Genomic DNA, 19,306 nt, shown 5'->3' on the forward strand with positions numbered 1-19,306 from the left:
GCATCACGCCGTTCCGGCCTACTCCGGCGGCAAGCGGGGGAGCCGCGAAATCCGGCCGGGCGGGGTCGATCTCATCCCCGCACCCTGACGGAGGGCACGTAGGCTCTCTCCCGGTGCAGGCGACAGGGGTGGGAAGGACGGCCGAAGTGGGTGCCACGAAGGTCAAGCGGATGCCGCGGGCGGTGCGCGAGCAGCAGATGATGGACGCCGCCGTGCAGACGTTCGGGCAGCGGGGGTACCAGGCCGCGTCCATGGACGAGATCGCCGAGCTCGCGGGTGTGTCGAAGCCTCTGGTCTATCTGTATCTGAACTCCAAGGAAGAGCTCTTCACCGCCTGCATCCGGCGGGAGGCGAAGGCGCTGCTCGGTGCCGTCGCGGCCGCGGCCGACGCCCGGCTGCCGGCCGAGGAGCAGTTGTGGGCCGGGCTGCTCGCCTTCTTCACGCACACCGCCGAACACCCCGACGGCTGGGCGGTGCTGAGCCGGCAGGCGCGGACGCACGGGGAGCCGTTCGCCAGCGAGGCGGCGCAGATGCGCGACGAGATCGTGGCGTACGTGGGGACGCTGATCGGGGCCGCCGCGAAGGCGACGCACCGCGAGACGCAGCGCGACCCGGAGCTGGCCGAGCGGGATGTCGCCGGGCTGTCCCAGGCCCTGATCGGTGCCGCGGAGTCGCTGGCCTCCTGGGCCAACGAGACGCCGGGCATGACGGCCTGGGAGTCGGCGGCGACGATGATGAACTTCGCGTGGGCCGGGCTCGGCAACCTCATGAAGAGCGAGCGCTGGTCTCCCCGCTGAGGTGGAGGCGGTTGCCGGACCTAGTGCGGGGTCAACTCCTGGCGTCCGGGCGGACCTTCTTGAGCGGGGAGCTGGCGGCGGCCCCGGTCAGGGCGCGCAGATGGGGGCTCGCGCTCACGGGCATTGTCCTGTCTCCTCGTCGGCCTTAGATTTACTCCGGAGTAAGGTTACTTGCTGGTCGGGTAGTTGACTCCGTTCGTTACGACGACCGAGGAGCCGCACGTGTCCGTCGCCGCCACCCCGCGCACGACCGTCGTCGACGGGAGGGTCAGGGAGGCATCCGTCCCCCCGCTCGTCCCGCGCGTGCCCCGCGGTTCGCTCGCCGACATCCCCTACGACAACGCCCGCGAGGACCCGGCCGCCGTCGTCTTCGGGCGCAAGCGCCCCGACGGCACCTGGGCCGACGTCACGGCCTCCGCCTTCGCCGCCGAAGTCCATTCCGTGGCCAAGGGGTTGATCGCCGCGGGCCTGCGGCCCGGCGACCGGCTCGCCCTCATGGCCCGCACCACCTACGAGTGGACCCTGCTCGACTTCGCCGCCTGGGCGGCCGGATTGATCACCGTCCCCGTGTACCCGACCTCGTCCGCGTTCCAGACCCGCTGGATCCTCCAGGACTCCGGCGCCGCCGCCTGTGTCGTCGAGGACACGACCCAGGGCCGGCTGGTCTCCACCGAGCGCCGCGGACTGCCCGGCCTCGCCCACCTCTGGATCCTGGACGCGGGCGCCGTCGACCAGCTGCGCAAGAACGGGGCCCATGTCCCCGACGAGGCCGTGACCGCGCGCCGCGGGCTCCTCACCCCCGAGACCCTCGCCACCCTCGTCTACACCTCCGGCACCACCGGCCGCCCCAAGGGCTGCGCCCTCACCCACGGCAACTTCTTCGCCGAGGTCGACAACGCGATCGAACTGCTCCACCCCGTCTTCCGCGAGGTGAGCAAGGAGCCCGCCTCGACGCTGCTCTTCCTGCCGCTCAGTCATGTCTTCGGCCGGATGGTGGCGATCGGCTGCGTCCGGGCCCGGGTACGGCTCGGGCACGCGCCCTCCATCGAGGACGGCGACCTGCTGACCGACCTGGCCGGCTTCCGGCCCACGTTCCTGTTGGCCATCCCGTACGTCCTGGAGAAGGTCTACAACTCCGCCCGGGCGACGGCGGAGCGGATGGGCCGGACGGCGTCCTTCGACCGCGCGGCCCGGGTCGCCCAGCGGTACGGGCACGAGGGGGAGCCCTCCCTCGGGCTGCGCGCGGCACGCGCGCTGTACGACCCGCTGGTCTACCGGCGGATCAGGGCCGCGCTCGGGGGCCGGGTCCGGTACGTGATCTGCGGCGGATCACCGCTCGGCGCCCGGCTCTCGGAGTTCTACACCGGCGCCGGGGTGGAGGTCTTCGAGGGGTACGGCCTGACGGAGACCACCGCCGCCGCCACCGTCACCCCGCCCCGCCGGCCGCGCACGGGCACCGTCGGATGGCCGCTGCCCGGTACGGCGGTGCGGATCGCCGACGACGGCGAGATCTGGCTCAAGGGCGGCCATGTCTTCGCCGGCTACTGGGACTCCCAGCGCGGTGTGGCCCTGCCGTACACCGACGAGGGATGGTTCCCGACCGGGGATCTGGGCGCGCTCGACGCCGACGGCTATCTGTGGATCACCGGCCGCAAGAAGGACGTCCTCATCACCTCGGCCGGCAAGAACGTCGCCCCGGCCCCGCTGGAGGACTGGCTGCGCGCACACCCCCTGGTCGCCCAGTGCATGGTCCTCGGCGACAACCGTCCGTACATCACCGCGCTGCTCACCCTGGACCACGAAGGGCTCGTCCACTGGCGGCGGATGCGGAAGAAGGACCACATCGCGCTGTGGAAGCTCGCCTCGGACGAGGAGCTCCTCGCCGCGCTCCAGCGGGCCGTGGACGACGCCAACCGGCTGGTGTCCCGGCCCGAGTCCATCCGCGCGTTCCGGGTCCTGACGACGGAGTGGTCGGAGACGAGCGGCCACCTGACGCCCTCGCTGAAGCTGAAACGGGGCGCTGTGCTGCGGGACTTCGCCCGCGAGATCGACTCGATGTACGAGTGACCGGCCGCGCTTTCCCTCAGACGCTGAGCGGCACCTCGTGGATCTCGTCGGCGGCGTGACCTGTGCGCTCGTGGATCCGCTGGACCGCGTCGGCCGAGGGTCCGGTGGAGAGGCAGTAGACCGTGCCGGACTCGGGGTCCGCCCAGGCCTTCTGGAAGTGCACGCCCTCGTCCTTCTCTATGGCGAGGTCGGCGGCGTGCGCCTCCCTGAGCTGATCGGCGGTGATGCCCACCATGTTCCGGTGGACGTCCATGTACGTACTCATCTCGTTCCACCTCCTCCTCTCATGGTGCGCCCTCAGGGCCACAGCAGCTCGCGGACCCAGGCCCCCGCTTCCCTGCGGTACCGGAGCCTCACGTGCCGTCGCCGCTCGTCGCCCTGGAAGAACTCGACCTCGGACGGCTGCAGGACGTACAGCGTCCAGGTGGGCGAGTGAGCCTCCGGCTCCGCCTGTGCCCGCTCCCAGGCCGCCTCGCTCGCCCGGGCCAGCTCCTCGGCCGACCCGAGCACCTCGCTCTGGTGCCCGACCAGGGCCGAGGCGAGGGCGCCCGTCGTGCGCGCGTGCAGATCGTCGTACGCCTCGCGGCTCGTGCCCGTGGTGACCGGGCCGCGCAGCCGGACCTGGCGGCCCTGGACCGGCCAGTAGAAGCTGAGGGCGGCCTCGGGGCGGGCGGCGAGCTGGCGGCCCTTCGCGCTGCTCTCGTGCGAGGCGAAGTGCCAGCCGCGCTCGTCGGCGCCGTGCAGCATGACCGTACGGACGTCGGGCCGCCCGTCCTCGTCGACGGTCGCGAGGGACATCGTGTGCGGCTCGGTCTGCCCCGCCCGCGCCGCCGCCACGAACCAGTCGTGGAACAGGGGCAGCGGCTCGGTGGGGGCGGTCTCGGGGGCGAAGCCCGGCAGGTCGGTGTCCCAGACCCGGAGGGAGCGGAGCGTGCTGTCGAAGTCGGTCATGCGGCAACCCTAGGCCCGTACGCCTGCCCGTACTCCTTCACCGGTACGGCGTTGGCGACGCGCTGGACCTCGTCGCGGATCTTCTTCGTGATGAGGTTCTTCCACGGTGTGCGGGGGAGTGTGCGGACCATCGCCATGCGCAGGGCGATCTTCCAGCGGGAGGAGACCGTCATCTCCTTGACGAAGCCGGCGGCGAACTTCTGGTTCAGCTCCACGCCCGGCCGCATCTCGCGCTCGTACGCCTCGAAGGCGACCCGGTGGTCGCCGCGCGCCGCCGCGAGCTCGCCCGCCAGGACGTACGCGCCGGTCAGGGCGAGGCCCGTGCCCTGCCCCGAGGCGGGGGAGGTGCAGTGGGCGGCGTCGCCGAGGAGGACGACGCGGCCGCTGGACCAGCGGTCCATCTCGATGAGGGCGATCGAGTCGAAGTAGAAGTCGTCCGCGGCGGCCGAGTCCGCGATCAGCTGCGGGATCTCCCAGTCGTCGCCGGCGAAGGCGTCGGCGAGCAGCCGCTTCTGCTGCTCGGTGTCGCGGTGGTCGTAGGCGAGCTCCTCGGGCGAGGCGAAGACGAAGCAGTTCTTCGCGGTGTGCGCCTGCTCGCCCGCGGCGCTGTAGACGGAGATCAGCTTGTCGGGGCGGGCGTGGTACGTCTCCCAGCGGGTGAGGCCCAGCCGGTTGGGGGCGGTGAAGATCGAGATGTACGCGCCGAGATGGCGTTTGAAGCGCTGTTCGTCGCCGAAGACGAGGCGCCGGGTGTTCGAGTGCATTCCGTCGGCGCCGACCACCAGGTCGAAGCGACGGCGGGTCCCGCTCTCGAAGGTGACGTCGACGCCGTCGCCGTCGTCGTCGAGGGCGGCGATGGAGTCGCCGAAGAGGTACTCGACGTCGTCGCGGGTCCGCTCGTACAGGATCCGGGCGAGGTCGCCGCGCATGATCTCGTCGTCCTGCTCGACCCGGCCGCCGAAGATCTCGGCGGGCATCTGTCCGACCGTGCGGCCGTTCGCGTCGACGTACGAACCGCCGTCCATGTCGGTGGAGTTGGCGCGGATCTCGTCGAGGACGCCCATGCGGCGGCAGACCTCGACGGCGGTGCCGCGGATGTCCACCTTGTAGCCGCCGGTGCGGAGTTCGGGGGCGCGCTCGACGACGGTGGGGGTGAAGCCGTAGCGGTGGAGCCAGAGGGCGAGGGCGGGGCCGGCGACGGAGGCGCCGGAGATCAGGACGGTCTTGTCGGCGGGCGTGCGCGTCATGGCAGGACTCCTCGTCGGGTGGTGCGGGGCCTCTCCGGCCCCGCACAGACGACTATACGACTGTCCTACACGCTTGTCTATGACAGCTGTATAGATCCTGCTCGGATTCTTGGTTCGAGGCTCGGCTCCGGGCGAGCGCCCCCGTCTCCGAGGTTCGGCTCCGGTGAGTGCCCCCGTCCCCGAGCCTCAGCCCCGGCCCAGCACCACCGTTCCGGAGGAGCAGAACCAGCCGCCCGTCCCCGAGGCCACCGCGAGCTCCGGAAGGCTCCCGTCGGCCCGTCGTACCTGTAGCCCCGGCGCCTCCCCGCGCAGCTGCCGCACCGCCTCCACCAGAAGGAACAGCCCCCGCATCCCCGGATGGCAGGCCGAGAGGCCGCCGCCGTCGGTGTTGACGGGCAGCCGGCCCTTCTCCTCGATGAACGGACCGCCCTCGCCCTTGGCGCAGAAGCCCAGGTCCTCCAGCGTCACCAGAGTCATGTAGGTGAAGGCGTCGTAGATCTCCGCGAGGTCGATCTCCTCCGGCCGCACCCCCGCCCGTTCGAAGGCGAGCCGGCCGCTGACCGCGGCGGGGGAGACCGTGAAGTCCTCCCACTGCGACATCGTGGTGTGCGAGACGTGCTCGCCCGTGCCGAGGATCCACACGGGCGCCTTCGCCGTGTCCGGCACGTACTCCTCGGCCGCGAGCAGCACCGCGCAGCCGCCGTCGCTGCGGATGCAGCAGTGCAGCTTGGTGAAGGGATCCGCGATCATCGGCCCGTCGAGCACGTCGTCGACGGTGATCGGCTCGCGGAACATCGCCTCCGGGTTGAGCGCGGCGTTCGCCCGCGCCTGGACGGCCACCTCGGCGAGCTGCTCCAGGGTGGTGCCGTACTCGTGCATGTGGCGGCGGGCGGCCATCGCGTACTTCGCGATCAGGGTGTGTCCGTGGGGGGCCTCGAACTGCAGCGGGCCGCGCGCCCCGAAGGAGAGGTTCGAGGTGCGGCGCCGGGCCTTGATGTCGGCGCGGGCGGTCGATCCGTAGACCAGCAGGACGGCGTTGGCGTGGCCCGCGGCGATGGCGTCGGCCGCGTGCGCGGCCATCACCTCCCAGGTGGCGCCACCGACGGCGGTGGAGTCCACCCAGCGGGGCCGCAGGCCCAGATACTCGGCGACCTCGACCGGGGCGAGCGTGCCGAGCCCCGCCGAGGCGAGGCCGTCGATCACCGAGCGGTCGAGTCCGCTGTCCGCGAGGGCGCGGCGAGCGGCCTGGGCGTGCAGAGTGTAGGGAGTGGCCTCGTCGACCCGGCCGCAGTCGGAGAGGGATATGCCGACGACGGCGACGCGGCGCCCGGCGCGGTTCCGTGAAGTGGTGGGCATGAATCTGACGGTACATCAGATAGTTCGAGCTGGGAGGAACGGATGCCGAGAAGTGCGGCCGAGGATGTGGACGGCTACCTCGCCGAGATGCCGGAGACGGACCGGCTCACGGTCCTGGTCCGGCTGCGCGAGCTGTGCCGCACGGAGCTCCACGGCTTCGAGGAGGTCATGGCCTACGGAATGCCGGCGTACCGGCGCCCGGGCGGAGAGCCGGAGATCGCCTTCGCCGCGCAGAAGCACTACATCTCCTTCTATCTGATGCGGCCGGACATCAGGGAGGGCTTCGAGGACCGCCTGGCCGGCCAGGACATGGGTAAGGGATGCCTGCGCTTCCGGCGCACGGAGAACGTCGACTTCGACCTCGTACGCGATCTCCTGCGGGCGACCGCGCGGGGCCCCGGCGAGATCTGCTGATCCCGGCTCTGTGCTTCTGCCCCTCCCGGCCCTAACATGACGGGCCGTCAGATACGGAGGGGAGCTCCATGGACGCCGCCTTCACCGCGGAGCAGGACGAGATCCGCCGCACCCTGCGCGAACTGCTCGCCAAACGCTCCGGACCCGCCGAGGTCCGCGCCGCCGTCGCGACCCCCGAGGGGTACGACACCGACCTGTGGCACCGGATGTCCGGCACCCTCGGACTCGCCGGACTCGCCCTGCCCGAGGAGTACGGCGGTGTGGGCTGCGGGCCCGCCGAACTCGCCCTCGCCTGCGAGGAGACCGGCCGGGCCCTCGCCCCCTCCCCGCTCCTCGCCACCGCCGTCCTCGCCGCACCGCTGATCGCCGCCCTCGGCAGCGAACGACAGCGCGCCGAGCTCCTGCCGCACATCGCCGACGGCTCCGTGACCTGCGCCCTCGCCGTGGCCGGCGGCTCCCTCGCCCTCGCGCTCGGACTGACCGGCGACAACGCCGCGGACCCCTGGGCCGGGGGCGGACGCGCGGGCGGCGTGCAGGCGCGGAACGGGGAGGGGCGGTGGCAGCTGTACGGGGAGGCGGCCCAGGTCCTCGACGGGCACAGCGCCGGGCTGCTCCTCGTCGCCGCCCATGCAGGCGGCTTCGCACGCAGCCGGACCCTGCTCTTCCTGGTACGCGGCGAGGCCGCCGGACTCGTCCGCGTACGGCAGCCGTCCCTGGACGTGACGCGCTCCCAAGCCTCCGTACAACTGCGGGACGTGGACGCCGAGTTGCTCGGGGAGGAGCCGGTCGACGTGCTCGGGGCGCTCGCCGCGACAGGGCGCACGGCGGCGACGGCCCTCGCGGCCGAGGCCGTCGGCACGGCCCAGGCGGCCCTGGACCGCACGGTCGAGTACGTCGGGTCCCGCGAGCAGTTCGGCCGGCCCGTCGGCTCCTTCCAGGCGGTCAAACACCGGCTCGCAGACCTGTACGTACAGGTGGAGGCGGCGCGCTCGCTGGCGTACGGCGCCGCCCGCGAACCGGACACCGGGACCCTCGCGCTCGCGGCCGCCCTGGAGGCGCTGCGGGCGGTGGCGGGGGAGACGATCCAGCTGCACGGCGGCATCGGCTTCACCTGGGAGCACGAGGCCCACCTGTACTTCAAACGGGCGACCGCCGATGAGCTGCTCTTCGGGCCTGTGCGACGGCTCAGGGCGCGGGTGGCGCAGGAGACCGGACTCTTCGGGGAGGTGGCGGCGTAGTGGCTGCCGTCGGAGTACGTCTGATGCAGAAGGTGTCGTCCACGCGGACGTTCGCGAAGGTCGCCCCGCACTTCATCCCGGCGATGGACCGGGCGGTGCACCGGCTGACCCGGGGGAAGGTGATGCTGAGCGCCCAGATGCTGCCGGGCCTCGTCCTCACCGTACGGGGTGCGAAGTCGGGGCTGCCCCGGGTGACCCCGCTGGCCTGCATGCCCGAGCCCGGCGGAACCTGGCTGCTGATCGGGTCCAACTTCGGGCGCGAAGGGCACCCTGCCTGGACCGGCAACCTGCTGAAGCACCCGGAGGCGGAGGTGAGTTGGCGCGGCGAGACGATCCCTGTACGGGCCGAGCTGCTGGGCGGCGAGGAGCGGGCGGCGGCCTGGAAGGCGGCGCTCGGATTCTGGCCGCCGTACGCGACGTACCAGGCCAGGGTGGAGCGGGAGATCAGGCTCTTCCGCCTGACGAGGCGGTAGGACCGGCCGCCGGACGCGGGAGCGTGTGCCCGTCGGACGCGGGGACGTATGCCCGCCGGACGCAAGAACGCCGACGGCAGTCTCTCGAACGGGACCGCCGTCGGCGCGACAGGACGGATGGGGGCAGGGGGCCGGGAGGCCGGCCGCGGGACGGGTCGGGCTACTTCGTCGGCTTCTTGCCCGTGATCCCGAGGTGCACCAACAGCGCCAGATTCGGCTTGAGTTCGGCCTGCTTCACACCCCAGGTCTGGAAGCCCTTCTGGTGGCCGGCCACCGAGGCCAGCATCGCCACCAGGGAGCCCGCCATCGCCGCGGGGCTGACGTCCTTGTCGACCTTGCCCTTCGCCTGGAGCTCCTTCACCGTGTCCGTAAGGGAGTTGGTGACCGAGTTCAGGATCTTCATGCGGATCTTGTAGAACCGCTTGTCGCCCTCCGCGGCCCCGAGATCCACGACCCGCAGGATCGCGTCGTGCCGGCGCCAGAAGTCCAGGAAACCCTCGACGAGTTCCTCGGAGGTCTGCCAGCCGGCCTTGCCGACCCAGGAGCGGCCGGAGACCAGATCGGTCAACCCCGCGCCCTCCTTGGCCATTTCCTCCGCGATCTCGAGGACGGCGCCCTCGACGTCGGGGAAGTACTGATAGAACGTCGCGGGTGAAGTGCCCGCCTTCCGGGCCACGTCGATGACCTTGACGTCCCGGTACGGCGAGGAGCTGAGCATCTCGCTGAGGCAGTCAAGCAGCTTCTGCCGCGTCGCCTGACCGCGTCGTCCGGCCACGCGGCCGTCGACGGTGCGCACTTGTCCTGTCATGCCGTCAGCTTACCGAGGGGTGATCGGCGCGCGATTCGGCCGACTGCAAATGGGGTGCACCCCCTCCCGGGCAGGTCCCCGGGGCCGGAGAGACGCCCCGCACTCAAAAAGGCTTATTAACAGCCTGTGGACAACTTCGGTGGACAACTCAAGGAAATCGGGGTCCGCCAGGTCCCTATATGGCGGTATGTTCGATTACGGGGCGTGCGGGGCGGGTCACCCGGACCTAGCGTGGAGACATGGCCGCATTCACAGAGGGCACCCCGTGCTGGGTGGAAGCGCAGCTCCCCGACCTCGAGGCGGGGAAGCGGTTCTACGGCGAGCTCTTCGGCTGGACCTTCGACCCCGACCGCGACGAGGCCCTCAGCGACGGCAAGCGCGTCGCCGGTCTCGTACCGAAGCGGGACGGCCGGATGCCCACGACCTGGACCGTCTATCTCGCCACCGAGAACGCCGGCACGCTCTCCGCCCGCATCAAGGCCGCCGGCGGCCAGATGATCATGGAGCCCTATCCCGTCGGCCCCTTCGGCGTCGTGGCCCTCGCGGCCGACCCCGGCGGCGCCGTCTTCGGCCTGCGCCAGGCCGGTGACGACGACGGCTTCGAGAAGACGATGCAGCCCGGTTCCTTCTGCTGGATGGAGGTCTACACGAGGGAACGGGACGCGGTCGACACCTTCTACGCCAAGGTCTTCGGCTATCTCGGCCGCCAGGTGGAACCGGCCGAGGAGGGCAGAGCGGGCGACTTCGACTACCGCGTCTGGTCACCGCCCGGCTCCCGCCCCGGCGACGACACGGCCTTCGGCGGTCGCGCCGTCCTCACCGAGGCCTTCCCGGCCGAGATGCCGGGCCACGTCCTCATCTACTTCGCCGTCACGGACTGCGACGAGACCTGCGCGACCGCGGTCTCCCTCGGCGGCCGGATCACGAACCCGCCCTTCGACACCCCGCACGGCCGCATCGCGGTCCTCCGCGACAACCAGGGCGCCCGCTTCGCCGTCCTCGCGGAGCCCGCGGACGAGACGACCGAGGCGCCGGCCGCGGACCTCGCCGAGAAGCCGGCCGACGAGTCGCCCGACGAACCTGTCGAATCGGCTGAAAAACCCTCCACCCCGTCCGACGATATGAGGTAAGACACCCCGATCCGCCCCCGGGTTCGCAACCGCCGCCTCGGACAGGAAGAATCAGGGCCACGGGGCCGTACCCTCATGGCCCGTACGGGGAGGTGGCAGGCAAGTGGAGCAGCTGACGCAGCACGACCCGAGACGGATCGGGCCCTTCGAGGTGCTGGGCCGGCTCGGTGCAGGTGGCATGGGTCTGGTCTATCTCGCGCGCTCGGCGTCCGGGCGGCGCGTGGCGATCAAGACCGTGCGGACCGAGCTCGCCGAGGACCAGCTGTTCCGTGTCCGTTTCACCCGTGAGGTCGAGGCCGCGCGGGCCGTCTCCGGCTTCTACACGGCCGCCGTCGTCGACGCCGATCCCCGGGCCGCCGTGCCCTGGCTGGCCACCGCGTACGTTCCCGCGCCCTCCCTCGAAGAGATAGTGAACGAGTGCGGGCCGCTGCCGGCCCAGGCCGTGCGCTGGCTGGCCGCCGGTGTCGCCGAGGCCCTGCAGTCCATCCACGGCGCGGGTCTGGTCCACCGCGACCTCAAGCCGTCCAACGTCCTCGTGGTCGAGGACGGCCCCCGGGTGATCGACTTCGGCATCGCGTCCGGCGTCTCGAACACCCGCCTGACCATGACCAACGTGGCCGTCGGCACGCCCGCGTACATGTCGCCCGAGCAGGCCCGTGACTCGCGCAGCGTCACCGGTGCCAGCGATGTGTTCTCGCTCGGCTCGATGCTGGTCTTCGCGGCCACCGGTCACGCCCCGTTCCACGGCGCCAACCCCGTCGAGACCGTCTTCATGCTGCTCAGGGAGGGCCCGGACCTGGAGGGTCTGCCGGACGAGCTGCGCCCGCTCATCGAGTCCTGCATGCAGATGGACGTCTCGCGCCGGCCCACCCCGGCCGACCTCCAGGCCCAGCTCGCCCCCCATCTCTTCGGCTCCGGCAGCGACGACAGCGGTACGGCCTCGGCCTGGCTGCCCCAGCGCGCCACGGCCATGATCGAGGCGCGCCGCGGCGGGCGTCCGAACCCTCCGCCCCCGCCCACCCCGCCGACACCGCCGCGCCCGCCGCGGCCCGCGCCGGAGTGGAGCGGCGATCCGCACTCCGGTCAGGCGGCCGGCGGGCGCCACGCCGCCCCGGCCGAGGCCGCCGGTCCCGTCCGGCTCGCCGGTGCCGCCGTCCCGATCGGCCCCGGCCCCCGGGTCGCCGACACCCGCGCCGCCGTCCGCTCCGACGCGGGCCCGGCGACCGGCTGGATCCGCCCGCCCGGCGGCGGTGCGAACGGCGCCGAGCCCGGCCCCCCGCCCGGCTCCCGCCCGCTGCCGTCGCCCGCCCAGGCGCCGGAGGCCGCGCAGGAACCGGCGCACTGGCGGCCCTGGCGCTTCCGGATGTCGAACGACGTCTGGGGCACCCCGGTCGTCGCCGGCGACCTCCTCTACGTCACCTCCTTCGAGGTGCACGCCCTGGACGTGGCCAGTGGCCGCCGCCAGTTCAAGACGCGGGACGTGGCCTGGTCCATGGCCCTGGCCCAGGGCCGTATCCACGCCTCCGACGGGCCCACGCTGTACGCGCTCGACGCCGCCGACGGCAGCGAGCGCTGGCGGCTCCAGACGGATGCCTGGGTGTACTCCCTGAAGGTCGACCGGGGCACGGTCGTCACCGGCACCCGGGGTGGCGGGGTGCAGGCCTGGGAGGCGTCCAACGGCGCCAAGCTGTGGGAGATCACCGGCGCCCAGACGGACTTCGAGACCCCGGAGGCGGGGCCCGCCGTCCACGGCGACACGGTGTACGTGTGGCGCGACGCCAGGCTGCAGGCGCTGGACGCCCGTACCGGTGTGGAGCGCTGGTCGTACCCGGTCGGCGACGCCGCCTCCTGCGGCAACGTCCCGGTGCGGGTGGCCCCGGCGGAGGACGGTTGTGTGTACGTCGCGGCCGGTACGCGCGTGCTGTCGATCGACATCGCCGGCGGGCACGTCCGCTGGCACTTCGAGGCGCCCGCCGTCTTCCTCTCCCCGCCCGCGTTCGCGCCCGGCCCCGCCGTCACGGGCGGCGGGGTTTATCTCGCCGACTACCTCGGCACGGTGTACGCGCTGGACGCGACGACCGGGCAGGACCGCTGGCGGATCGCGACCGAGTCCCGTCAGTCGATCGAGCCGGTGCTCGTCGTCGACGGGAACGTCCATGTGGGCAGCGGCAGCGCGCTGTACACGCTCGACGCGGTGACCGGCACGCCGAAGTGGCGGTTCGCGGCGGGCGGCGAGCTGATCGGCACGCCGGTCGTCGCCGACGGCCGGGTGCACTTCGGTTCGGCGGACCACGTCCTGTACACGCTGGACGCGATGGGCGGTCAGCTGCGCTGGAAGCTGGCGACCGGCGGCGAGATCACCGGTTCGCCGGTGGCGCGGGCCGGGGTCGTGTACGCGTGCAGCAAGGACCGCTGTGTGTACGCGCTGGACGCGGTGAAGGGCACGGCGACGGGGCGGGGGGCGGCGGCGCCGAGGGCGTGACGGGTCCGGCTACGCCCGGTGGTCGGGGGGCGGCTCGCGGTTCGGGTCCCAGGTGGGCACGTCCATGGTGCGCGTGGGTGTCTCGTACGGGCCCGGCGTCTCGTACGGGCCCGGCGTCCCGTACGGCCCGGGCGACTCGTACGGCCCGGGCGTCTCGTACGGCCCGGCCGGTGTCGTCGGGTGCGTGGGCGGGTGCGGCTCCGGTTCGAGGCGGACGTGGTGCGTGCGGGTACGGCCCGACATGACCGCGGAGCCGATGAGGAGCAGTATCCCGCCGCCGAAGGCGTTCGCGACGCCGTCGCCCAGTCCCGCGCCGTTGCCGCTGATCGTCAGGCCGCCCTCGGCCTGGCCGACGCGGACCATCCACAGGATGGTGAAGCCGAGCACGATCAGCCCGGCGAGGGCCACGAGCAGGCGGGAGCGGAACACCACACCCGCCAGGGTGACCAGGGCGGCGAAGACGAAGGGCAGCAGGATCGAGGCGATCACATCCGCCCTGGCGTCGGTGATGCCGCCGAACAGGTCCTCGATGGGGTAATCGCTGCCGTGACGGCCGTCGTACCAGGCACGGAAGGGGCTCCAGACGGCGGCCGTCGCTCCGGCGAGTGCCAGAACCGAGCCGATCACGTTGCGGACCATCGATCGGCCTCCTTACGGTCCGGCTCCCGGTGTCGACGCTACGCCGGGTGCGGGGGCCCCGCCACGCGGCGCTAGGGTGGCGCGGACACGACAGAAAGGGCCGGGATGGCTTCGGGGACGGCGCGCCGGCGGGGCATGAGGCTCGCGGCGACGCTCACGGTGGTGATGCTCGCGCTGACGGGCTTCCAGACGAGCAGCAGTGGCGGCAAGAGCGGCAGCGGCAAGAGCAGGAGCAGTGGCTCGGACGGCGGTGGCTGCTCCAGCTCCAAGAAGAAGAACGACGACTACGACGGCACCTCGGGCGGCGGCTCCGGCGGCGGCGAGTACACCACCGAGCCCGCCACGCCGACGGTCACGGCCTCTCCCACGTCGGACTTCGAGGTCGTGGTCGTGGACTGCGTGGAGCCCGCCCAGAAGAAGCGCAAGGGCAAGCCGGCCCGCAAGGCGGACACCACGGCGACGCTGGAGATCACCTCGCGCGCGACCGTCAAGGAGACCGTGAAGGTCACGCTGCAGTTCCGGGGCGAGGCAGCGGTGGTCGACACGGTCGACAAGGTGGTGACCGTCGAGCCCGGCGAGTCCATGCGATTCGACGTCGCCATGGCGAAGCCGAAGGCCGTGGACCAGGTGAAGAAGTGCGAGGTCTGGCGCGTGGGCACGCCCTGACCCCTACCGCGTCCGGAAGCCCGTCCCCCTCCTCGTGAACAGCTCCGCCTGCCGCTCCGGCGCCAGGTTCCCGAGCGTGATCAGGTGCGGGGCGTGGGCGAGGGCCTGGGCCCTGGCGGCCTCCTTGGCCGACCACAGGGCCCGGACGGTGCCCTGGACCGCCTCGGTCGGATACCCGGCGATGACGGCGGCGGCCCGGCGGGCGGCGTCCAGCGCGCCGCCGGGCTCCGTCAGCTCGGAGACGAGCCCCGTCTCGTACGCCCGGCGGGCCGAGATCCGCTCGGCCGTCCCCATCAGCGCCATGCGCGCCACCTCCCCGAACGGCATCTTCTGTGCCATGTGGATGGTCTCGAAGGCGCTGACCATCCCGTAGGTGGTGTGCGGGTCGAAGAACGAGGCGCCCTCGCCGGCGACGAGGAACTCGGCCTCCCCGAGCAGGTAGAACGCCCCGCCGCAGGCCATCCCCTCGACGGCGGCGACGACCGGTTTCCACAGGTCGTTCGCCTTGGGGCCGATCGCGATCAGCGGGTCGTCGATCGTGTACGGGGAGGAGGGCTGCGGGACCTCGGCGTAGCGGTCGATGCCGGTGCAGAAGGCCTTGCTGCCGGCGCCGGTGACGACGATCGCCCGTACGGTGTCGTCGTACCGGAACTCCCGCCAAGTGGCGGACAGTTGGCAGGCCATGTCCAGGGTGACGGCGTTGTGCTTCTCGGCCCGGTTGAGGGTGACGACCGCGACGCCCGTCTCCTTGTCGTGCGCGACGGTGATGGTCATCCGCGCTCCAGGAGCCAGCGCGGCACCGTGACGCCGTCGATCTCGGCGAAGGTCACCTTCACGCCGGCCCCGATCCGCAGCCGCGCGGGATCGACCGAGTCGAGCGGGGCGTCCGGGGCGGCGACCACGTTGCCGACGAGGCGGATGCGGGGGGCGTCGGCGAGTTCGACGACGACGGCGTTGTAGGGGGCCTGGGCGGCGTAGTCGGGCAGGAGCGGCGGGTGGGGCAGCACGTACGACCAGATCCGGCCGCGGCCGGACATCCGGCGCCACTCGCTCCGGAAGGACTGGCAGTGCGGGCAGCAGGGCCGGGGCGGGAAACGCAGTTCGCCGCAGTCCGTGCAGCTCTGGATCCGGAGTTCGCCCCGGGCGGCGTGCTCCCAGAAGGGGGCGCCGTCCTCGTCGACGACAGGGGTCAGCATGGCGGTCTCAACTCCTCAGAAGAATCGCCGACGTGGGGACACCCTCACCGGCGGTGACCAGGCAGGTGGCGGCGTTCGGGACCTGGGCGGTCGAGGCGCCGCGGAGCTGCTTCACGCCCTCGTTGATGAGGTTGAAGCCGTGCACGTACGCCTCGGAGAGCCCGCCGCCGCCGGTGTTGATCGGCAGTCGTCCGCCGATCTCCAGGGCGCCGCCCTCGGTGAACGCGGCGCCCTCGCCTCTGCCGCAGAATCCGTACCCCTCGAGGGAGAGCGGGATGAGCGGGGTGAACGCGTCGTAGATCTGGGCGACGTCGACGTCCTCGGGGCCGAAGTCGGCCTGTTTCCAGAGGTGTCGGGCGGCGGTCCAGGCGGGGCCCGAGAGCGGGTCGTCGTTCCAGTAGTTGACCATCCCGTGGTGCTGGGCGGGCAGGCCCTGGGCGACGGAGTGGACGTAGACGGGCTTCTGGCGGCAGTCGCGGGCCCGTTCGGCGCTCACGATGACGCAGGCAAGGGCCCCGTCCGTCTCCAGGCAGTTGTCGAAGAGGCAGAGGGGTTCGCTGATCCAGCGGGCGGTCATGTACATCTCGCGGGTCAGTGGGCGCTCGTACATGATCGCGGCTGGGTTCTGGTTGGCGCGGTTGCGGCAGGCGAGGGCGACGTTGAAGAGGTGGTCGCGGGTGGCGCCGTACTCGTGCATGTAGCGGCGGGCGAGCATCCCGATCTCGTCGGTGGGGCGGAGGAGTCCGAAGGGCCGGGTCCACTGGCCGGGGGTGGCGAGCTGAGCCTTCGTGTTCGTCCACGGCCGGGGGCCGCTGCCGCGCTTCCGTGAGCGCCAGGCCACGCCGACGCTCGCCTGCCCGGTGGCGACGGCGGCGGCGAGATGGCCGACGGTCGCGCACGAGCCGCCCCCGCCGTAGCCGACCTTGGAGAAGAAGGTGACGTCGCCTGCGCCGATGGCCTTGGCGACCTCGACCTCGTCCGTCTCCTCCATGGTGTACGAGGCGAAGGCGTCGACCTCGGAGGGTGTGATGCCGGCGTCGTCGAGGGCGGCGAGGATCGCCCGGCAGGCGAGCGTCTTCTCGGACTCGGGAAGCCGTTTCGCGAAGGGCGTCTGTCCGATCCCGACGATGGCCGTGGCGTCCTTGAGCACTGCAACCTCCCCGATGGCGAGCTGCTGACAGCGCGTCAGGCTACAGCTAATCTGACGGATAGTCAGCTACGGGTGCGGCGGGAGGGACGGCAATGCGCGGTGACCTGGAATGGGGCTCGATAGCGGGGCTCGTGCGCTCGGCGGCCGAACGGTACGGGACGGCGGAGGCGGTTGTCGACGGCCGTACCCGCATCTCGTACGAGGAGCTGGGCGAACGCGTCGAGCGCGCGGCGGCGGCCTGTCTGGCGACGGGCGTGCGGCCCGGCGACCGGGTCGCGATCTGGGCGCCGAACACCCTGGACTGGATCGTCTCGGCGCTCGGGGCGGTGACGGCGGGAGCGGTGCTCGTCCCGCTGAACACCCGCTTCAAGGGCACGGAGGCGGCGTACGTGCTCGCGCGGTCCCGGGCGAAACTGCTGTTCATCACGGGGACGTTCCTGGGTACGTCGTACGTCGCGTCGCTGCGCCGCGCGGGGGTGGAACTCCCGTACCTGGAGCGGGTGGTGGTGCTCGCGGACGCGGCGCCAGAGGACTACACGACCTGGAAGGACTTCCTCGCGGAGGGCGAGTCCGTCTCCTCGGCCGAGGTCCGCGCACGGGCCGGCGCCATCTCCTCCGAAGACCCCTCGGACATCATCTACACCTCGGGGACGACGGGCGCCCCGAAGGGCGCGGTGATCACACACGCCCAGACGCTGCGCTGTTACGGGATCTGGTCGGACCTCGCGGGCCTGCGGGAGGGCGACCGCTATCTGATCGTGAACCCGTTCTTCCACACCTTCGGCTACAAGGCCGGGATCATCGCCTGCCTGATGCGGGGCGCGGTGATGGTCCCGCAGCCCGTCTTCAACGTGGACACCGTCCTCGCGAACATCGCCGCCGAACGCATCTCGGTCCTGCCCGGCCCGCCGACCCTGCACCAGTCGCTCCTGGACCACCCCGCCCGGTCCTCGTACGACCTCTCCGCGCTGCGCCTGGTGGTCACCGGCGCCGCCGTCGTACCGCTGCGACTGGTCGAGCGGCTGCGCGGCGAGCTGGGGGTCGGCACGGTCCTCACGGCGTACGGCCTCTCCGAGGCGAGCGGCATCGTCACCATGTGCCGCAGGGGTGACCCGGCGGACGTCATCGCGACCACCTCGGGGCGGCCGATCCCCGACACGGAGGTCCGTCTCTCGGCGGCGGGCGAGGTCCTGGTGCGCGGTCACCACGTCATGAGCGGCTACTTCGAGGACGAGGAGGAGACGGCCCGGGCGATCGACGCGGACGGCTGGCTCCACACGGGCGACGTGGGCGTCCTGGACGAGGCCGGCAACCTGCGGATCACGGACCGCATCAAGGACATGTTCATCGTCGGCGGGTTCAACGCCTACCCGGCGGAGATCGAGCAACTCCTGGGCCTGCACCCCGACATCGCCGATGTCGCGGTCATCGGCATCCCCGACCCGCGGCTCGGCGAGGTGGGCAAGGCCTTCGCGGTCCGGCGGGCGGGGGCCCGGGTGACGGGCGACGACCTGATCGCGTGGGCACGCCGGGAGATGGCGAACTACAAGGTGCCGCGGGAGGTGGAGTTCGTTGCGGAGCTGCCGCGGAACGCGAGCGGGAAGGTGGTGAAGGGGGTGCTCAGGTCACAACATCGTGCCTGACTGGCGGAACGTCAGCTTCGGTGTGGGTGCGCCCGACACAATCCGCACGGACCCTCATCCGCTTCCGTCCCCTTGGAGCAGCCGGTGTCGTCGCCAGAACTCCCCATATCCCTGACCCCTCAGCAGGCCGCGGGGGGCGTGATCCTCACCGTCACCCTGCCGACCGGACCCGCCCACATCCGTATCCCGCCGTGCCGTGACGGCGACGTCGTCCCGGCGCAGGTCGGAGACGGCACGGTGCTTCTGCGCATCCGGGTGACCGGGCCGCCGCAGCCGCCCCGCAAGTCCGGCGGCCTCGGCTGCCTGGTGACGCTCGGCGTCATCGGCGCCGTGATCGCCGCGCTCGTCCTCACGAACGACAGCGACGACGACACCCCCACCGCCGGGTCGCCGACCGTCTCGTCGAGCCCCTCGTCCACCCCCTCGTCCGAAGGCCCGCTCGGCACCGCGACGACCGACCCCGCCGGCGCCCCCACGACGGAGGCGCCGCCGGACCCGTTCACCAAGGGCACCTGCCTCAACGGACGGCTGCCGGACTCGACGACCGCGCAGAGCGTGAGCGACGTCGAGGAGGTCCCCTGCTCGGCGTCGGACGCGCACTACCGGGTGATCGAGACGATCCCGCTGACGTCGGACCTGAACCGCTGCAACGACAACCCCAAGACGCAGTACGCGTTCTCCCACCGCTACACGATCAACGGAGCGACCATCAACGAGTACGTGTACTGCCTGGTCGGGATCGGCTCGTTCGCCCGCTGAGGCGCCGGCTGCGCGGGGCCGCGCCTCAGCCACAGGCAGGCGGGCCCCGCACAGCCCTCATGGCATTCACTTTCAACTCATTGCAATGAATCGATGCCTGACGTTGCATTACCTGGCACGATCGTTGCAACAATTTTACGGCCATCACCTGCAATGATGTCGATTGCGCGCAACGAACCTGTTGAAGCATCTCTGAATGCAACGTAGCTTTTCCTTCATCGGAAACAGCGAGTCAACAGGAGCACATCATGCAGAAGTTCGACACCCCCGCCCCGGTCTCCGCCGTCCTG

The 19,306-nt window shown here is 71.8% G+C and carries 19 protein-coding genes; 10 read left to right on the forward strand and 9 right to left on the reverse strand.

Going from position 1 to position 19,306, the window contains the following annotated elements; all coding sequences use genetic code 11:
* Positions 1-146: 146 nt before the first annotated feature.
* Together ABZ939_RS32745 and ABZ939_RS32750 are read left to right on the forward strand one after the other, a co-directional pair.
* The gene (locus ABZ939_RS32745; RefSeq protein ID WP_361863418.1) at positions 147-797 is read left to right on the forward strand and encodes a TetR/AcrR family transcriptional regulator; all 651 of its coding nucleotides are present in this window, start codon (positions 147-149) and stop codon (positions 795-797) included.
* Positions 798-1,019: 222 nt separating this feature from the next.
* The gene (locus ABZ939_RS32750) at positions 1,020-2,864 is read left to right on the forward strand and encodes an AMP-dependent synthetase/ligase (protein WP_361863421.1); all 1,845 of its coding nucleotides are present in this window, start codon (positions 1,020-1,022) and stop codon (positions 2,862-2,864) included.
* Between the two features lie 16 nt (positions 2,865-2,880).
* On the opposite strand, the gene ABZ939_RS32755 is transcribed toward ABZ939_RS32750, so the two are convergent.
* From ABZ939_RS32755 to ABZ939_RS32770, 4 genes are all read right to left on the reverse strand, one after another.
* Positions 2,881-3,129, reverse strand: coding sequence for an SCO4226 family nickel-binding protein (locus tag ABZ939_RS32755; RefSeq protein ID WP_361863424.1), 249 nt, complete (start codon positions 3,127-3,129; stop codon positions 2,881-2,883).
* 32 nt (positions 3,130-3,161) lie between these two features.
* Complete coding sequence (locus ABZ939_RS32760; RefSeq protein WP_361863427.1) at positions 3,162-3,815, reverse strand: pyridoxal 5'-phosphate synthase; 654 nt, start codon at positions 3,813-3,815, stop codon at positions 3,162-3,164.
* Complete coding sequence (locus ABZ939_RS32765; RefSeq protein ID WP_361863430.1) at positions 3,812-5,062, reverse strand: FAD-dependent monooxygenase; 1,251 nt, start codon at positions 5,060-5,062, stop codon at positions 3,812-3,814. Before ABZ939_RS32765 ends, ABZ939_RS32760 begins: the two co-directional genes overlap by 4 nt.
* 186 nt (positions 5,063-5,248) lie before the next feature.
* Complete coding sequence (locus ABZ939_RS32770; RefSeq protein WP_361863433.1) at positions 5,249-6,418, reverse strand: acetyl-CoA acetyltransferase; 1,170 nt, start codon at positions 6,416-6,418, stop codon at positions 5,249-5,251.
* Between the two features lie 42 nt (positions 6,419-6,460).
* Between ABZ939_RS32770 and ABZ939_RS32775 the strand changes: the two genes are divergently transcribed.
* The 3 genes from ABZ939_RS32775 (at position 6,461) to ABZ939_RS32785 (ending at position 8,543) form a co-directional block, all read left to right on the forward strand.
* The gene (locus ABZ939_RS32775; RefSeq protein ID WP_361863435.1) at positions 6,461-6,832 is read left to right on the forward strand and encodes a DUF1801 domain-containing protein; all 372 of its coding nucleotides are present in this window, start codon (positions 6,461-6,463) and stop codon (positions 6,830-6,832) included.
* Positions 6,833-6,900: 68 nt separating this feature from the next.
* Positions 6,901-8,070, forward strand: a complete 1,170-nt coding sequence (locus ABZ939_RS32780; RefSeq protein ID WP_361863438.1) for an acyl-CoA dehydrogenase family protein — start codon at positions 6,901-6,903, stop codon at positions 8,068-8,070.
* A gap of 23 nt (positions 8,071-8,093) precedes the next feature.
* Entirely contained in the window at positions 8,094-8,543 is a 450-nt protein-coding gene (locus ABZ939_RS32785; RefSeq protein ID WP_361863475.1) for a nitroreductase family deazaflavin-dependent oxidoreductase, read from the forward strand.
* A 160-nt stretch (positions 8,544-8,703) separates the two neighbouring features.
* Here ABZ939_RS32785 and ABZ939_RS32790 read toward each other — a convergent pair whose 3' ends face one another.
* On the reverse strand, positions 8,704-9,351 hold the full coding sequence (locus ABZ939_RS32790; RefSeq protein WP_361863440.1) for a TetR family transcriptional regulator: 648 nt from the start codon (positions 9,349-9,351) through the stop codon (positions 8,704-8,706).
* A gap of 239 nt (positions 9,352-9,590) precedes the next feature.
* Between ABZ939_RS32790 and ABZ939_RS32795 the strand changes: the two genes are divergently transcribed.
* Both ABZ939_RS32795 and ABZ939_RS32800 read left to right on the forward strand, forming a co-directional pair.
* Positions 9,591-10,481, forward strand: a complete 891-nt coding sequence (locus ABZ939_RS32795; protein WP_361863443.1) for a VOC family protein — start codon at positions 9,591-9,593, stop codon at positions 10,479-10,481.
* A gap of 103 nt (positions 10,482-10,584) precedes the next feature.
* Positions 10,585-12,963 (forward strand): PQQ-binding-like beta-propeller repeat protein, encoded by a 2,379-nt coding sequence (locus ABZ939_RS32800; protein WP_361863446.1) that lies wholly within the window; start codon positions 10,585-10,587, stop codon positions 12,961-12,963.
* Between the two features lie 9 nt (positions 12,964-12,972).
* Here ABZ939_RS32800 and ABZ939_RS32805 read toward each other — a convergent pair whose 3' ends face one another.
* A complete protein-coding gene (locus tag ABZ939_RS32805; RefSeq protein ID WP_361863449.1) occupies positions 12,973-13,602 on the reverse strand; it encodes a hypothetical protein in 630 nt (209 codons plus the stop codon).
* A 105-nt stretch (positions 13,603-13,707) separates the two neighbouring features.
* Here ABZ939_RS32805 and ABZ939_RS32810 point away from each other — a divergent pair, with 105 nt between their 5' ends.
* The gene (locus tag ABZ939_RS32810) at positions 13,708-14,268 is read left to right on the forward strand and encodes a hypothetical protein (protein WP_361863451.1); all 561 of its coding nucleotides are present in this window, start codon (positions 13,708-13,710) and stop codon (positions 14,266-14,268) included.
* A 3-nt stretch (positions 14,269-14,271) separates the two neighbouring features.
* Here ABZ939_RS32810 and ABZ939_RS32815 read toward each other — a convergent pair whose 3' ends face one another.
* From ABZ939_RS32815 to ABZ939_RS32825, 3 genes are read right to left on the reverse strand one after another with little or no spacing between them, the layout of a single operon-like run.
* The gene (locus ABZ939_RS32815; protein ID WP_361863454.1) at positions 14,272-15,042 is read right to left on the reverse strand and encodes an enoyl-CoA hydratase/isomerase family protein; all 771 of its coding nucleotides are present in this window, start codon (positions 15,040-15,042) and stop codon (positions 14,272-14,274) included.
* Positions 15,039-15,464 (reverse strand): OB-fold domain-containing protein, encoded by a 426-nt coding sequence (locus ABZ939_RS32820; RefSeq protein ID WP_361863457.1) that lies wholly within the window; start codon positions 15,462-15,464, stop codon positions 15,039-15,041. Before ABZ939_RS32820 ends, ABZ939_RS32815 begins: the two co-directional genes overlap by 4 nt.
* Before the next feature lie 7 nt (positions 15,465-15,471).
* Entirely contained in the window at positions 15,472-16,614 is a 1,143-nt protein-coding gene (locus tag ABZ939_RS32825; RefSeq protein WP_361863460.1) for a lipid-transfer protein, read from the reverse strand.
* A gap of 92 nt (positions 16,615-16,706) precedes the next feature.
* On the opposite strand from ABZ939_RS32825, the gene ABZ939_RS32830 reads away from it, so the two are divergent.
* Together ABZ939_RS32830 and ABZ939_RS32835 are read left to right on the forward strand one after the other, a co-directional pair.
* Positions 16,707-18,257 carry a FadD3 family acyl-CoA ligase gene (locus ABZ939_RS32830; protein ID WP_361863463.1) on the forward strand — a complete coding sequence of 517 codons (1,551 nt, stop codon included), beginning with the start codon at positions 16,707-16,709 and terminating at the stop codon, positions 18,255-18,257.
* An 84-nt stretch (positions 18,258-18,341) separates the two neighbouring features.
* Complete coding sequence (locus ABZ939_RS32835; protein WP_361863466.1) at positions 18,342-19,016, forward strand: hypothetical protein; 675 nt, start codon at positions 18,342-18,344, stop codon at positions 19,014-19,016.
* Positions 19,017-19,306: the final 290 nt, after the last annotated feature.

This window comes from Streptomyces sp. NPDC046712 (assembly GCF_040645695.1).
Lineage (GTDB): Bacteria > Actinomycetota > Actinomycetes > Streptomycetales > Streptomycetaceae > Streptomyces.